The sequence below is a fragment of the Lysinibacillus capsici genome (genome assembly GCF_003367505.1).
Classification (GTDB): domain Bacteria; phylum Bacillota; class Bacilli; order Bacillales_A; family Planococcaceae; genus Lysinibacillus; species Lysinibacillus capsici.
In genome coordinates this window covers 1-16,149 of sequence record NZ_PXXX01000012.1, presented here as the reverse complement: position 1 = coordinate 16,149, position 16,149 = coordinate 1, and the positions used below count along the sequence as shown (strand labels likewise).

At 38.6% G+C, this 16,149-nt stretch carries 16 protein-coding genes; 1 reads left to right on the top strand and 15 read right to left on the bottom strand.

The window, feature by feature from the left end; genetic code table 11:
* Positions 1-2: 2 nt before the first annotated feature.
* From C7B89_RS10950 to C7B89_RS10920, 7 genes are all read right to left on the bottom strand, one after another.
* Positions 3-611 (bottom strand): histidine phosphatase family protein, encoded by a 609-nt coding sequence (locus C7B89_RS10950; protein WP_054548766.1) that lies wholly within the window; start codon positions 609-611, stop codon positions 3-5.
* Positions 608-1,702, bottom strand: coding sequence for a pyridoxal phosphate-dependent aminotransferase (locus C7B89_RS10945; protein WP_115673712.1), 1,095 nt, complete (start codon positions 1,700-1,702; stop codon positions 608-610). The genes C7B89_RS10950 and C7B89_RS10945 overlap by 4 nt, the downstream gene beginning before the upstream one ends.
* Positions 1,689-2,645: an adenosylcobinamide-phosphate synthase CbiB gene (cbiB, locus tag C7B89_RS10940; RefSeq protein ID WP_048390628.1), complete on the bottom strand. Its 957-nt coding sequence runs from the start codon at positions 2,643-2,645 to the stop codon at positions 1,689-1,691. Before cbiB ends, C7B89_RS10945 begins: the two co-directional genes overlap by 14 nt.
* Entirely contained in the window at positions 2,642-3,325 is a 684-nt protein-coding gene (locus tag C7B89_RS10935; protein ID WP_048390626.1) for an adenosylcobinamide amidohydrolase, read from the bottom strand. The genes cbiB and C7B89_RS10935 overlap by 4 nt, the downstream gene beginning before the upstream one ends.
* Before the next feature lie 204 nt (positions 3,326-3,529).
* Complete coding sequence (locus C7B89_RS10930) at positions 3,530-3,715, bottom strand: hypothetical protein (protein ID WP_048390624.1); 186 nt, start codon at positions 3,713-3,715, stop codon at positions 3,530-3,532.
* 103 nt (positions 3,716-3,818) lie between these two features.
* On the bottom strand, positions 3,819-5,177 hold the full coding sequence (locus C7B89_RS10925) for an aspartate kinase (RefSeq protein WP_115673711.1): 1,359 nt from the start codon (positions 5,175-5,177) through the stop codon (positions 3,819-3,821).
* A 511-nt stretch (positions 5,178-5,688) separates the two neighbouring features.
* The gene (locus tag C7B89_RS10920; RefSeq protein ID WP_115673710.1) at positions 5,689-6,441 is read right to left on the bottom strand and encodes a glucose 1-dehydrogenase; all 753 of its coding nucleotides are present in this window, start codon (positions 6,439-6,441) and stop codon (positions 5,689-5,691) included.
* Between the two features lie 202 nt (positions 6,442-6,643).
* Here C7B89_RS10920 and C7B89_RS10915 point away from each other — a divergent pair, with 202 nt between their 5' ends.
* Positions 6,644-7,255, top strand: coding sequence for a TetR/AcrR family transcriptional regulator (locus tag C7B89_RS10915; RefSeq protein ID WP_009371039.1), 612 nt, complete (start codon positions 6,644-6,646; stop codon positions 7,253-7,255).
* Positions 7,256-7,341: 86 nt separating this feature from the next.
* On the opposite strand, the gene C7B89_RS10910 is transcribed toward C7B89_RS10915, so the two are convergent.
* The 8 genes from C7B89_RS10910 to C7B89_RS10875 form a co-directional block, all read right to left on the bottom strand.
* Positions 7,342-8,187 carry a nucleotidyltransferase gene (locus C7B89_RS10910; RefSeq protein ID WP_115673709.1) on the bottom strand — a complete coding sequence of 282 codons (846 nt, stop codon included), beginning with the start codon at positions 8,185-8,187 and terminating at the stop codon, positions 7,342-7,344.
* A gap of 107 nt (positions 8,188-8,294) precedes the next feature.
* Positions 8,295-10,424, bottom strand: a complete 2,130-nt coding sequence (locus tag C7B89_RS10905) for a type IA DNA topoisomerase (protein ID WP_103117925.1) — start codon at positions 10,422-10,424, stop codon at positions 8,295-8,297.
* A 160-nt stretch (positions 10,425-10,584) separates the two neighbouring features.
* Positions 10,585-11,685 carry an alpha/beta hydrolase gene (locus C7B89_RS10900; protein WP_115673708.1) on the bottom strand — a complete coding sequence of 367 codons (1,101 nt, stop codon included), beginning with the start codon at positions 11,683-11,685 and terminating at the stop codon, positions 10,585-10,587.
* Positions 11,686-12,213: 528 nt separating this feature from the next.
* On the bottom strand, positions 12,214-12,531 hold the full coding sequence (locus C7B89_RS10895; RefSeq protein WP_054548773.1) for a hypothetical protein: 318 nt from the start codon (positions 12,529-12,531) through the stop codon (positions 12,214-12,216).
* A gap of 147 nt (positions 12,532-12,678) precedes the next feature.
* A complete protein-coding gene (locus C7B89_RS10890) occupies positions 12,679-13,503 on the bottom strand; it encodes a copper amine oxidase N-terminal domain-containing protein (protein ID WP_115673707.1) in 825 nt (274 codons plus the stop codon).
* Positions 13,504-13,722: 219 nt separating this feature from the next.
* Positions 13,723-14,838, bottom strand: a complete 1,116-nt coding sequence (locus C7B89_RS10885) for a hypothetical protein (RefSeq protein WP_115673706.1) — start codon at positions 14,836-14,838, stop codon at positions 13,723-13,725.
* Entirely contained in the window at positions 14,825-15,322 is a 498-nt protein-coding gene (locus C7B89_RS10880; protein ID WP_016994968.1) for an RNA polymerase sigma factor, read from the bottom strand. The genes C7B89_RS10885 and C7B89_RS10880 overlap by 14 nt, the downstream gene beginning before the upstream one ends.
* A gap of 242 nt (positions 15,323-15,564) precedes the next feature.
* Positions 15,565-16,068 (bottom strand): hypothetical protein, encoded by a 504-nt coding sequence (locus C7B89_RS10875; protein ID WP_115673705.1) that lies wholly within the window; start codon positions 16,066-16,068, stop codon positions 15,565-15,567.
* Positions 16,069-16,149 lie beyond the last annotated feature (81 nt).

Below are 16,149 nucleotides of genomic sequence, written 5' to 3'. Positions count from 1 at the left end.
TCCTATTGTAAATGATGTAAATTACCAATATCCTTCACAAGCCATTGTTGACCTTGCCGTTCAATCACTGTCACACTTGTCCCATGAATGTATGGGGCCGCCCATAGCTCACTAATACTGCGCTGTAAAATAGCATTGATAATGCATTTAATCGTTACAGCGTGGGAGACAATGAGGATCGTTTCATTGTGATGTTGGGCTGCTATTTTTTTTAATGTAAACATCGCTCTTTCTGTTACAGCTCCAAAGCTTTCTGTATGACTCGCCACAAACTGCGCAGGGTAGTTCGTATATAGCTCATAATCAAGCTTATGTGTCGCCAGTATATCGTCGATTGTCTGCCCCTGCCATTTCCCTAAAAAGATCTCCCGTAAATCATCTTCATAGGCAATAGGCAGCTTGCGATTGGCCATCAAAATAGCCATCGTCTCTCTTGCACGACCACTTGAACTACAATAAGCAGCGGTAAAAGGAATCTGTTGCAGTTGCTTGTGAAGTTTTTCAGCCGCTGCTCTACCGTTTTCCGTTAATGGAGAATCCAGCCACCCCTGTAGTCGATGCTCCTGATTCCATTGTGTTTCCCCATGTCTTACTAGATAAAAAGTTGTCACTTTTCTCTCCCCTTATTTAGGTTAAACCACGTTTGTAGACAATTATGTAAAGATGTCATGGCTGCAATGTCTTTTATGCCAATACGGAACCACTCACCCTGCAAGCCTTGAAAGTTTTTTGTGTGACGCAGCACAACCCCCTGTGCAAGACAATAGGTGAAAAAGGCGTCCGCTTGCTGTGTTTTCGGTAAGGAGAAGCACACATAATTCGTCACACTATTCGTTACTTGGCAGCCATTGTCCTGTAAGTAACGATGCAGCCATTCCCTTTGCGCAGCGGCATAGGTAATTGCCTGCTGACAATAGTGCTGCTCGTCTAAACAGCTTGCCCCAATTACAAGCGCAAAGGCATTTAAATTCCAATGCGGTAGCATTTCTTTTAAGGCGCTCACAATTGTAGCATGCGCAACCAAATACCCAAGTCGTAAACCTGGAATCGCATACATTTTAGTCATCGAACGAACGACAATAACATGTGGGTTTTGTGCACTAAATTGAATCAGCGAATGCGCCTCATCTACCCAATCCATAAATGCCTCATCGATAACAAGCTCACAGTTAACGATTGCTCCGTGTGCGATTAAGGCGAGTAAATCTTCCTTATTTGGCAGTACGCCAGTCGGATTATTAGGTGTACAAAGATATACAGCATCTGCCGTCATCATTTCCTGCTGTAGCTGCTCTAATGGCAATGTGTAATTGATAAAATCTGTCACGACAATAGGAACGATCGTAGCACCTACAGCACGCAATGTTCGCTCATACTCTGAAAAAGTTGGATGCACAATGATAACACGCTTATTGGCATAGCGTCTTGCTAGTACACTAAAAAGCTCTGAAGCCCCATTGCCTAGTAAAATCGTATTCTTTGCTACTTGATGAAAAGCAGCGACCTTCGTTAAAAAAGGCTCCCCATCTGGATCTGGATAGCGCTGAATTAGTGGATAAAAAGTACGCCAACGTGCCTCCACAAAGGCTGGTGGTCCTGCCGCATTGACATTTTCGCTGAAATCATACACCACCTCAGGCATCGTTAAGCCTAATTGCTGATAAACATTTTGCGGATTTGCTCCGTGATTAGGTAACCGCATAAATTAACACCTCCACTGCTAACATAACAAGCGCAAACAGCACTGTGGCAATACGCATATGAATAATGGACGTTGCAATATGCTCTTTCGTTAATGGCACTAATTTTTCTCCCATAATTGCTCGATGAGAAACAACGCCCTGATACGTATTTTTTCCTCCTAGCTGTACACCAAGCTGCACTGCAGTCGCTGCCTCTAAATAGCCACTATTTGGACTAGGATGTTTCTTAGCGTCCTGTACCCAACGCTTTAAGCGCTTGCCAAGCGAACGATCTGTTTCATTTTTCGTACCAAGCACGATCAGTAAGCCTGTAATGCGACTTGGAATAAAATTCAGGACATCATCAAGCTTGGCTGAAAACATACCAAAGTCTTTATATTTTTCATTTTTATAGCCCACCATCGAATCTAAGGTATTGACAGCCTTATAGCCCCATAAACCAATTGCCCCAAATAGAAAGGCATAAAAGAGTGGAGCTGTCACACCATCACTTGTATTCTCAGAAACCGTTTCTACCACACCACGCACAATTTCATCCTCACCTAGTTTATCGGTATCACGTCCGACAATCCAAGACAGCTTAACACGTGCTTCGGAAAAATCCCCTTTGACAAGCGGCTCATAGACAGCCATCGCCGCCTCCTTCAAGCTCCGCTGTGCCAGTCCGATACCAATCAGCAGACCCTCTACAAGGATGCCAAAAATGATACTCACCTGATAGCTTAGTAATAGAATTAGCGTCACCACAAACATGGTCGTGCCAACAACAGCAAGTGCCATCACTGTCCCACGTAGCTTGCGCCATTTGCCCTTATTCCATAAAGCTGTTTGCGATTGAATCAAGTGTCCAATCCAGCGTACAGGATGAGGAAGCTTCGGAGGGTCCCCTACTACTAAATCAAAAATAAGCCCTATGATGCAGGCAATCACGATAGCAATCATTTAGACCTCTCCTCTTTATCTTTTTTGTATTTCCTAACCGCCTCACACATCGTTTCATAAACACCATAGCCAATGACCTTACCAAGCATAGTGATGGGACCTGCATATTGATGGAAGTCCCCTTCTTCTGTCGAGGCAATTAGCAAGCTATCAGTAGATGTACCTGTAGCTAGCGTGCCTGTCGTAGGATCTGTAACACCCTCATCTACTAAAGCCTTGACCTTGGCTTCCGTAGTTGAAATCATTGCCTGAAAAAGTGCCTCATCAGACAGCTTGCCATTGATCAGTACCCAAGTATTAATGGTGCCTGCATGGTACTGCTCCTCTCGTTGAAAAGCACGGGTAATATCCACCGCATTGCCAAGCCCTGCGGTAATCATAATGACAAGGTGGATTCCCTCATATGTAAAGTCACGAATAGTCGCAAACTTGGCTTGGACAGCCGTCATCATAGCCACTGTATTGTCATGCGGGAAATGCTGTGCCTGCAAAAACTGCAGCAATTCCTGATGTGGCTGTCGTTCATCATAGGTAATAGGCACCGTTCGATTCATCAGATGCGTATAATGACCAAAGCCTGGGTTATGCATGGCTGAGGATACAACCTTCATGGCTGAAGCTGTTTGAAGGGCAACATAATCGTCAAAAATATGAATGCAATCCTTAGTAAGTATAGGCAATCAATCGCCTCCTCGCGATAAAGTTATGACGGAACATAAAAAAACAAATTCTTACAAAGAAGAATTTGTACGGTCGATTCTTTATTAAAATTTGAACCTTCTGAACATTTGTACAGAATAACAACTTCATAATACTCAAATTATTTATTTTCTTTGAAATTGTATCATAACTTTGGCTATTGTCACAATTCCATTTTCAAAGTGTTATTGCTGCTTTTGTTTGAGATTCTTAAAGCGGATGACAGAGCCGACGATAATAAAGACCCACCCAATGCCTATATAAACAATTTTCATTGTTTTTGTCGATGACGGTAAAATATCCATAATCGTTAAACAGACAAAAAGTATCCCGATGATTGAAAAAAGCATACCGATTGTTAAATTCTTCACGAATAACCCTCCCAACTATGTACGCCCTCGATTTTACCGTATTCTCGGCAAAAAGAAAACACTAATCCAAGCAGAAACACTTGGATTAGTGACGTTTGTGTCATTATGCTTTTGCATGGGCAAAAAACTCTTCATATAACGCTTGTAAAATGCGGTTTTCATATTCCTGAAGGACACCAAACACGAGGCTCACTTCAGAAGAACCTTGATTGATCATTTCAATATTTGCGCCAGTTTTTGAAATCGCTGTGGCAGCACGGGCAGCTAATCCTGTGTTATGACGCATCCCTTCGCCCACAATCACGATCATGGAAAAACCGTGACGCATTTCTACATACTCTGCATGTAGCTCTTCTTTCACACGACTAAGAATGCGTGCTTCATTTTCTGGTGTTAGTTGATTCGAACGCATGATGACAGAAATATCGTCTAAACCAGATGGTGTGTGTTCATAAGAAATATTTTCATCTTCTAAAATTTGGAGTAGCTTACGTCCAAAGCCTACCTCACGATTCATCAAATATTTAGAGACATATAAAGTTGAAAAGCCACTGTCTGCCGAAATACCTGTAACTGGACGACCTGTTGCAGGACGGCTTGGTACAATACGTGTACCTGGGGCTGATGGATTATTTGTATTTTTTATGTTAACGGGCACCCCAATCTTGTAGACAGGCATTAACGCTTCATCATGGAACACTGAAAAGCCTGCATATGATAATTCGCGCATTTCGCGATACGTAATTTCTTTAATTTCCACTGGATCGTTGACGACTTTCGGATTCGCGGAGAACACACAATCCACATCCGTAAAGTTTTCATACAGCTCCGCTTCAACGGCTGCTGCTAAAATAGAGCCTGTAATATCAGAGCCACCGCGGTCAAATGTTCGCAATACGCCCGCTTTAGTGTAACCGAAGAACCCTGGGAACACAATAATTTCTTTTGTGTCTTTTAAAGGGGCTAAATTAGCATACGCTTCAGGTAATGCAAAGGTTCTTTCTGGTAAATCATTGACCACTAAACCTTCTTTAGGACTGACATAGCGTGCGGGCATACCAATGGCATTAAAGTAAGCTGCAATAAGCTTGGCGTTATTATCTTCACCTGCTGCTTTAATACTATCGATGAATAATTCCACATTTGTTTTGTCACCTTGTACACGTTCACGTAAATCTTCTGCGATTACGTCACAAATGGCATTATCTAGCCCCAAACCATCAGCAATCGCTCTAAAACGATCCACAACAGTTTGCAATTTTTCCTCTGTATTCTCTTGTAGTATCGCTGCATTTGCTAATTGTATTAATAGGTCAGTTACTTTTATATCGTCACCAGAACGTTTCCCTGGTGCTGAAACGGCAACAATCTTACGCGCCGGATTAGATTTTACAATGTTTGCTACTTTTTGTATTTGTTCTGCACTTGCTACAGATGTTCCACCAAATTTACACACGATCATATCTATCAAATCCTAACTTTTCAAATTAATTGTATTCCTCCACAAAACAATTGACTGTACACAGTGTACAAATTATCGTTTCCTACGTCAATACAATTTAAAAAATTCACGCAATTTTTCGAGAAATATGGACAATTTTCGTACTGTTTGATTTATTATACGGATTTCACATGAAATAGTTAAGGTTTTTGTGAATTTTTTTTCGTGACGTTCACATAATCGTGAAATTTTCGGTTTTGACTTTCTTCTATATAAATGAAGAAAACGCTTACTCCATTTATGATATGCACAAATATCCACTATGTCTGTGCTATTTTTGTATGTATCAAGGATTCCTTCAGCAGGGATTTCTCTTTTATTTATTTGGTTTATCGCTCGTTATCGAGGATTTATTGCTCAATCGCAGGTATGACCGCGTGTATCTTCACTCGATTCGCCGGTATTCATCCTCGTCCATATAAAAAAACTAGGCTCACGTCGAGTGATGCCTAGTTTTGATTTTGCTATTGGATTAAATGGCTGTCCAGCCGCCATCGATTACGAGCTCTGCGCCTGTCATAAAGCGGGATTCGTCTGACGCTAAGAACACTACGCCATAAGCTACATCTTCAGGTTCACCGAAGTATGGTAATTGCGTGTAAGCTTGATAGTATGGCAATGCACCGCCCTCTTCCATCGTAGGCGCTGTCATTGGTGTTACAATAATGCCTGGATGAACAGAATTCACACGAATTTTATCTTTACCATATTCAATCGCAGCCGATTTAGAAAGCACACGAAGCGCTCCTTTTGCTGCTGTATAAGGGCTTGTACCAGCCATTCCCACGATTCCACCGATCGAAGAAATATTGATAATTGAACCACCGCCAGCTTTTTGCATTTCAGGAATCACATATTTCATGCCAATGATACAACCATTCAGGTTAATATCCATAATTTTATTCCATTCAGCCATTTCCATGTTGGCAATTGTTTTAGGTGATGAAACGCCCGCATTGTTGACGAGGATATCCACTTTGCCATATGCCTTTACAGCCTCGGCAATCACTGCTTTCCACTCATCCTCAGAAGTAACATTATGTTGAAGACCAATAATGTCCCCACCATTTTCTTTAATTTCTTTTACTAAATTATTCAGGGGCTCGATTTGTACATCTGTTGCAATGACATTTGCGCCTTCTTGTGCAAATAGTTTTGCCTCAGAAGCGCCCATTCCCATTGCTGCTCCTGTAATAATTGCTACTTTCCCATTTAAACGACCCATCATAAAACTCCCTTTCTTCTATATAAATGAACAATTCGTGAACACGTTAACAACTAGTTGTATTATCGACACGGTGTCGTTAATATAATTATAACGCGCAATTGAAAAAGGGCAAACAACACCAAAGCCCATAATGATGCTTTCACAACACTTGCAATCGGACTGTTGTTTAAATAGAAAATTTAATACAAGGAGCTTCAAAATGTCGAAAAAAATGGACCCTCGCGTCATCAGAACGCGCCAATTATTAAGAGATGCACTAGTGGCATTAATTGATGAACAAGGCTATGAAAAGATTACGGTACAAGATATTACACAACGGGCTACATTAAATCGTGCCACTTTTTATTTACACTACCGTGATAAATTAGACCTTCTCTATCAAAGCTCAGAAGAAGCCTTGCATGAGCTTGTAAGTAGTATTCATCCACCCTTCGAAGAGAAGAAGGATTTTGATTTATTACCAAATTATGACCAGCCACATGAGACATTTATGCATTTATTTGAACAAATAGCGCTGAATAGTAAGCTATACAAGGTCTATCTCACAGAAAAAAATATTCCTTATTTCTCCGATGGCCTTAAAGACATTATTATCAATTTTGTCTCGAGCGGCATTCAAATGATGGAGCCTGACGACCAAAAGCTGACCGTGCCGCGCGAAATGGCCGTCCGTTTTTATGCAGCCGCCTTTCTTGAAGTAATCGTCTGGTGGTTAGAAAATGATATGCCCTATACCCCCAAATTTATGGCGACCCAGTTAATGCGTATTACCATTAAAGGCCCTTATATTGACAACCCTTTTGAAAGATAAAGCAGAACACCAAATTTCAATTAACAACAAAAACAAAAGGTAATCACAACGCAAATGTGATTACCTTTCTCTATTTGTCTCGAAAGTTATACGATTTTCATGTTTAATTCTCTAGTAGGGTTATAGAATTGTAACCATTTCTCCGCTTCACTGACCATCCACGTTCCAAATTCATTTAAAAACAATAACAAAACGTTCGTATCGATTATGGGTGTTATTGCATATTCAAGTGCCCTTCTCATGTCGCTTTCCTTGTCAGGGAAATATTCTGAGAACCGTTTATAGGCGGGGTATAAATCCCTTGTATAGGTGTTTTCCTTTGTTATGACAAGTGCAAGCCCTGCTCTTACTATAATTTTCATAATCCACTTACAACAATCTTTAATATCCTCTCTATCCGAATTATCTTGAAGATCATCACAGGCATTTTTTATTTGCCCCTGCAAATGAATAAGGTGGTCATTCGCTAAAGCCTCGTTCGCTTTATATCTTGGTAATCGAGGTATTAAATCCTCTCCAAAGACACATATACTATGGGTTTGGAGGATGAAACTAATGATTGAAAAAGATGTCGTATTTAAAATATCTTCTTTGCCGAATACACTTAGCTCAATCCCATCTACACAATGATGGTTTTGAGTTAACGCTTGTTCTACTTCTTTTATCCGCTTTACCTGCTGTTTTTTAGGCTTATGCTTCGTGACCGCTATCGTGTCTAAGTCAGCTACTCCTTCAATACCTATACCCTTTGGAATCGATCCCCTTATATAAATGCTATGTAAGTCATCTTGGAGAAGGGTGCGATAGGTATGAACCACATCGTTGATGACAGCAAGAAAAATAGGGTTGATTTTATTCCAATCTGCTTGATTAATAATGTATCCATCACTATCTGTCAGACATAAGCTGCCAATTTCTTGTATAGTCGTCATTACATCGCTCCTTTTAGGTGACTGATTTACTTAAAAATAGGATAGCATGTCCTATACAAACACACTATCCTACTTTCATGTTGGAAGTCCTTTGAAACTATCAGCATTTACTTTTCTTTAAATTCAAATTCAATTTTTCCTTCTACCAAACGGAGGGCTGCATTAAATTGTTTGCCATTCTTTGATTTAAAGCCTTTCATCATAGCAGTTTTCCCACTCTTACATAAATCAAGGATGTTTTTTTCCGTTAGTTTTTTTCCTAATAGCCTTTGTGGGAACGTTTGCTTACAACCATTTTTATAATTCGAACATCCGTAAAAGCTTTTACGCAAGCCTATTTTCCCTTCCTTGCATGCTGGGCACATGGCAATATCTTTGACCACAGCTGGTTTAAACTGCTCTGCTTCAATTGTCAGTGACTCTAACTGTTTAGGCACCTCTGCTATTAGTTGATGAATAAACTTGCCTATGCTCTCAATAAAATGCTTAGCAGAGCCTTCCCCATGGCCAATTTTATGTAAGTAAATTTCCCATTTGGCCGTCATGGAAGGACTTGACAGTAATGTTCCTTCAATTGCCTGACATAAAAGCTGACCTTTCGGTGTAATGCTCACGATATTTTTTCGTACTTCAATAAATCCATGCTTCTTAATCGTCTCGATAATGCCACTTCGAGTTGCTTCCGTCCCAATCCCTTCAATCGATTTCAGCACCTCGATTTCCTCTTCATCCTCAACCGATTTACCACAGGTTTTCATCATCGTAATGAGTTGACCTTCTGTATAGGGCTTCGGAGGTGTTGTCGTGCCTTCTAGTATAGCAATCTTACTTTGTACCAGCTCATCTTGGAAGACAACAGGTAAAGACTCCTCACGCGCCTGCACCTCTGTCTCATTTGAAAATAATTCTTTCCAGCCTTTGACAAGCTCTGTTTTCCCTACTGTTTTAAACTCTACATTTTTGACATTCGTGATAATCGTTTTTTCATCGTATTCATAATCCTGATGAAACATAGCGAGTGTCGTATTGAGGATTTCAAAATAAATATTTCGTTCATCAGCATTCATGGATTGCAACGCTTTGGCGGTCGGTATTTTTTTCGTTGGAATTATCGCATAGTGCTCCCCAACATTGGCACTGTCGACATAGCGCTTGTTCTTCCCTCTATTGATTGGTTGAAATGCTTTTCCCACGAGCTGCTGATAGTTTCCTAATGATTCATTTAAATAAGCAAACTCATTATGTGTAATGAGCTGTGAATCGGTACGTGGGTAAGAAACGAGCTTTTTCTCATAAAGTGATTGCGTAAGTTTCAACACATGTGATGGACTGTATTTCCAACGTTTATTGGCAGCCGCTTGTAAAGTTGATAGCGCATGTAGTTTAGGCGGTGCCATCCGCTTCGTTTTGTTCGTGACACTTGTAATGAGACCTGTATCATTCGGTTCAATCCCATGCTGTTGCAATAACTGCACTGCCTCAGCCCGCTCTTTTGTCTTTAGCTTTGCCTTCCCTTTATATACACCATGTTGAGCTTTAAATACCCCTTCAATTTCATAAAATTTTTCAGGCTTGAACTGTTCAATTTCCTGCTGTCTTTTATAAATTAAATAGACGGTTGGCGATTGTACTCGTCCGATGGAGATACTGCCCTTGAAGCCCTTTTTCTGCAACAGTAGCGTATAGAGGCGACTACAGTTCATACCCACTAGCCAATCGCTAATTTGACGCGTTTTAGCTTCTTGGTACATAAGCAAATCACGCTCATTACCTTGCATATGATTAAAACCTTTTCGGATTTCCTCCACTTCTAATGAATTGATCCATAATCGTTTAACTGGCTTATTTACTTTTGTCATTTTCAAAAGGGAGTAGAAGATATTTGAACCCTCACGTTCACTATCACAGCAGTTATAAATCATTGTTACTTGGGGATCACTAAAGATTTTTTTGACTGCATTGAATTGTGGATACATTTTAGAGACCACTTTATCTTCAAATTTTTGCGGAATGATCGGTAATGAAGCAAGCGACCACTTCTCCCATTCCTTCTGATATTCTTTCGGCTCCTTTAATTCAACAAGATGACCAACCGCCCAGGTAATAACTGCACCATGAGGAAAAGTAGCACAAGGTTCCAGTTCAATAAAGGTTTTCTCTTTTTGCTTCACTTTAAAGGCGTCTGCATATGCTCTTGCTTGAGATGGTTTCTCTGCTAATATAGCAATTTTCCCCATTTATCATCACATCTTCTTTACAATATTTTAGTAGCTTTTCTATAAAAACATAAAACTCAACTAATCAGATTAGTTGAGTTGATGGTGAAATACCTTACTACTATTTTACTTTAAACCATATAAAATAGCACTTACTAAAATCTTTGACCTCTTAAGCAAATTATAAAGAAGCAAAAATTTTCTTTACCCATTCAAGATACGCTCGCATATAGTATTCCTGCTTAAAGCCATGATTCTGGTCCTCTGCTACTATCACAGTCACATCCGCGTCTGCGTTTCGTGCAGATTGGATATATTCCTGTGGACCTTTTACCCCGATTGCTAAATCCTTTGTCCCATAAGCTATAAACTGAGGTATATGAGCTGTTCTGAAATGCGTAGATAAATCTGTCTGCTGCAAGAGCTCTTCACGTTTTTCTGGATTTCTGACATCTTCATCATTAAAAGAAGCAAAGAGCATGGGCACATTATAGCGATACGTCAATGCAGGGTAAATCATAGCAGCAGATGCTACTTGATCATCAACAGCATCAATGGCATCAGGCTGATAACTAGCAGGAAACAGATTTTCTCCCTGAATAAGGTTAATAAAGCTACCCGTTTGATAGCCTCCAGCACTAAAACCTATTAAACCAATTCGATCTGGATGGAGACCATAATCATTGGCATGATAACGTAGAAATCGGACGGCACGCTGAACATCTAGCTGTGGAATAGGCCACTCATAGGGATTGGAACGATAGTGGAGAACGAATGCATTAATACCTGCTTTATTTAATGATGCAGCTACTTCCTTTCCTTCCGCTGTTCCTCCATCCATTTCCTTAAAGCCATAACCACCACCTGGCATAATAATGACGGCACTGTCACTGTTCGCTACCGTATAAGGAATCAGATAGGGCTCATCTTCATAGGTTGATTTTTCATAGCCCCCTTCAATTTCATGGACATAGGTAAAGGTATCAATGGCCGCTTCATTGTCTTTATAGTCTTCTCCCACAATGCCAGTGGAAAATTTGAATGTCGCCAAAAGTCTGTTAGGATTGCCCTTAATATTCATATCGTCAAGCTTACTTCCCGAATGATTACCTGCCACTTCTTCTCCCCAAATCTCCACCTTGTCTTCAATATCCGCAACTGGCTTGCCTGGTTTATTTCCTAACGGATTAATCACAAGAATAGCGTATCCAATACCCATAAACAAAGTCAGTATAACTAGAAGGATTCCTGCCATCTTGGCTATTTTCTTCACTACCCTCATCATCATTACCTCCATTAAATTTACTTATGTATCGTTTACTATTTATTATCTCGGGTAAAGGATTATTAACCTTTAGCTCATTCTTTAGCAAATAACGATTGAAGATCTTGTATAGCATCATTACAAAGTTTTTATTCTTTCATTTTCTAAAGAATTAAAGTGACCCTTTAGAGGAAGCATGACGTAGTCCTTACTAAAGAAATGTCTGAAGACCACAAATTTTTTAAAAACTGCATACGTACCTTGCTTAAACTATATTATTAAAACACAACCATAATTTTTTCGGAGTAAGAGGTAGGTATTGTAAAAAAGAAGGAGGGATACGATGTTTGATGAAGCTGCATATTTTATTTTTAGAGCACTGTTAATTTTAACTGTTTTGGTTGTTGTGGTTGGAATCCCACTTGGTGAAACACTGATTAGAAAAAAATAAAACTGCATCTAAATGGATGCAGTTTTTGATTTTTATCCTACTTTGTGTCGATAATAGATTTTGGCATTGTTGAAATAATGAACTATATAGAAGTCTTAGAATGGATTTTCACCTTTTATAAAAGGAATAAAAACTACATAATTTGAACCAATAAAAATGAGCCAAAAGAGTACTGATGTACGTCGCTGTTTAAAGATATTACTTTCCTGAAAAATAAAAATACCGACAATCAACGAGTATAAGACGAATAAAATATACGATAATCCAAACCAGTTTACCCATACGTCACCTGTAAATTGAATTCCAAAATTCTCGTATATAGGTCTTAAAATATAAGTTGTGAAAAGTAAACCAATCGATAGAATTACAATAATTTCGAGTAAACTAAGTACAACTTTCTTCCATTCATCCAAATAAATTACCTCATTTCTTCTGACAACATGAAAATATAAACCTGCGTAATGGTACAAACAAAGTTGCAATGTTGTTTAAGTAGAAAAAGGCTCTACTCCTTATTAAAGTAAGTCCGTTAAAACAATAGTAAAACACTATCATCCCCCTTAAGGAATTGTATTACTCATAACCGTCACAAAGCCGTTCAACGAGGCTGTATCAATTAATTGAAGTATTCCCAGTCTTGCGGTATCACTGTAGACATACCAATGATTTGCAGTAGTATCATGCACCAAAACTCCGCCCAAGTCCCCCGTGGAAAAATAAATATCAAACCGTTTGATACTGTTCGAGTCTTGGTCTAAAAAATCAAATTGCGCATTTTTATCATAGTCTCCTACTGGAATGGGATGAGAATTCCAAGGATTATAAGTAGGTGCTTCGATTTTACTTCCATTATTTTTTATAAAAGTATTATAAATAGCTTCGTTATAACCATTCCCATTGATTTGCTGTACGACTCCGCCTAATGTCATATGATATTCGTATTGCAATGCTTTTACTTTTATACCATCAATAAAGAGAGGCTGTGTCTCAACCGTTACTGTACCGTTTTTGTAAGTGATATTGCTGCCAAATGTTTCGGCAAGAAAACGCATCGGAACAAAAGTACGATTATTCTTCATATATGGCTCTACATCAAGCAGTTCTGTTTTACCGTTTTTCACCACTTGATTACGATTAAGTTTTAGTGTTACCTGTATGTCGTTTTTAGTAAGGGTGATTTGGGCATCCGTCCATACAACATTTACCCCTAAATTTTCACTAATTACACGTAAAGGAACCATTGTCCGATTACTTTTAACTTCTGGATTTACATCAGATGCAATTGTAACACCGTCAACTTTTATTTGAAAATCGGCTGCATATGCCGGTGACGAAGTCATGATTAGAATCACCCCAAGAAAAATTCCTGAGAACACTTTTTTCAACTTTGAACACTCCTTTTCTTAAAACTCACTATTCTCCCCAAAAATACATTCCACTAAATATTTTACCATAAAAATCCACCTATATCGTTAAACTATCCTGCTCTTTATTCAATCTACATGACCTATAAAAGAAGACGCGTTTCGAAATAAACGCGTCCGATTGTTAGATAAAGATACTGGTGAAAATTATCAATTAGAATTGATGTCCTTTCTAAAAACCTAATAAATTCCCCTACTAAAGGCTGGCTGCCAAATTCCTTGGGCATTTTTCTCCATACCTAGCTCTGTTGGTCCTTCAAGTGAAATAAATTTCACAACCCCTGTTGTATCTGTTTGTTGCTCAAACTCCGCATGTTCTAGCCCAGCAAAGAGGTTTGCAATAATAAGGCGATTTATTTCCTTTGTAAACAACTCCTGACGTACGATTTTCGTTTTCTCATAATATCTTCGAACACTTTCTGTTTCTTCGTTCTTATTTGTTGTAAACAATGCTTCATATGTTTCATAATCTTTTTCAATATCACTCAATAAAAACATTTTAGTAATCGCTTGGGGTGTCATATTTTTTAACTTTTCAATATTATAATCCGCTTTAAAGGCATCAAAAACTTGCTGCTCCTGTTCAGACAATTCAAATGTTAGCTCAAAATTTTGGAAGCCTACGACCTTACCGACTAATTGCCCCTCACTAATTTTCATAATCGTATGGCCTTCGTCACTGTCATAAACAACCATTTCTTTTTCTTTCGCAGAAATCGATTTGTCATTGAATGGCGCTGGTCTTGTTCCATAATTATGAAAAAAGTAAGGATTCTTAAATGGGTCATTAATTTCCTCTTTTTTTATTTGCTCATTTAATCCATGTACTTTTAATGGGGTATCCTCTACTAAAATTTGCCCTTGCTTCATTGTTACATGATCATTCCCTAATCCTAATACAGTTGAAACGACAAGCCCATCCGTTCCATAAAAAGCAATATAATCTCCATACGTAATAGGGGCTTCCTTATCGATAATCATGGGTAAAAAATGCAGCATCCATTGTTTTCCAAGTAGATGGGCATATTTAGGTTGAATGATGTCTAACGAAGAAACATCATTGACAATCGGTAGTAGCTCATTTTGCTGACTTGCGGTTTGTAGGTTATTCTTTTGAGAAAACTCAACGAATAGCATTAACCCAATAATGAAACAAGCTGCAATAGATACGGTGACAACCTGCCAGTTAAACTTTCTTTTTATGGGTTTCTTTTGCAATATACGTTGCTTGATGTCGTTTGTAAATGGGGCATCTTGTCGCAATTCTTCTTTTAGCTTGTCTTTAAATTCCTTCATAAAATATTGCCTCCAGTTCCGGATTTGTTTTCAACAATTCTCTCGCTCGACGAATCCTTGTACGAACGGTGTTTTGTGAGACGTTTAATAAACTAGCAATTTCAGAAACATCAAATTCTTCATAATAAAACAGTACAATGACTTCCCTATAATGAAGTGGTAATGCAAAGACAATTTGCTTTAAAGTTGCAAAATCTTCAGTTGCTATATATGTTTGCTCTACGGAGGGTTCAGTTCTACCTAGTGGTAAAAGCTTTGAAATAAATGATTTTCTCTTTTGTTTACGTAGTTCATCGTGACAGCAATTAATAGCGATACGGGTTAAATACGTTTTCAATGAAGCATCTTTTCTAAAATCGTCTTTATGTAATAAGTACTTCATGAGTACGTCCTGTGTAATCTCCTCTGCAAGCTGAAAATCCTTCATATATAAATAGCTAAGATGATACAAATATTCACCATATTGTTCTACGATTTGTTCCAACAACAACTCACCTCGTTTCAATCTACTACTTAGACGCTAGTATTCTAAAAAATTGTTCAATCTCCTGGAAATATTTTAGAATAGCCTTTTTATCAAGATTGCAGTAGTATGCAATGCACTTCTAGATGATGCAACAGTACCTATGTATTAGATGGGCTTACTGATAATGGCCCTTTTCATGAAGAAAGACGCTTTCCTATTATTTCAGAAAAGCGTCCGAGGAGATCGTTATTCAACTTTACCTATAGTTCGTTCAAGAAGGACTGTTCTTTTTTCGATTTGTTAAATAAATCTATTCTTTCTTTTATACTTTCGTTCTTACTAGTATCCCACCATTCAACGATCACATAAATCTCATGTATATCTTTCAGTGTAATAAAGTCACCATTTTTATTGATGTATGGCCCTGCAATAGCACCAGTTGTATATTCTGCTATATTCGTCTCACCAGTAACTGAATCAGTATGAACGACTGAATCATCACTCTCGATAACCACATGCGTTTCAAAGTGGAAGAAATCTGTCATATACGTATTGACGTTTTTCATTTTTAAGGTCCCAAATCCTGCTTTAAAGTCTTCTGGTGTTATAACAATTTCATACCCAGTTAGATTCCAGCTTTCACTTTCACCCATCAATAATAAATAATAAGTATTACCACTTTTTTGAGCATTGCAGCCAGATAGTACAAAGAACGACAACATCAAATAAATGCAAGGTACTAAACCTTTTATATACTTCTTCATTCAATCCCCCTTTGAAAAATGAATGCTATTCAACTCTTTAAAAGAAAAAGACACGTTCCTATTAAACTGTACCCTATAAGA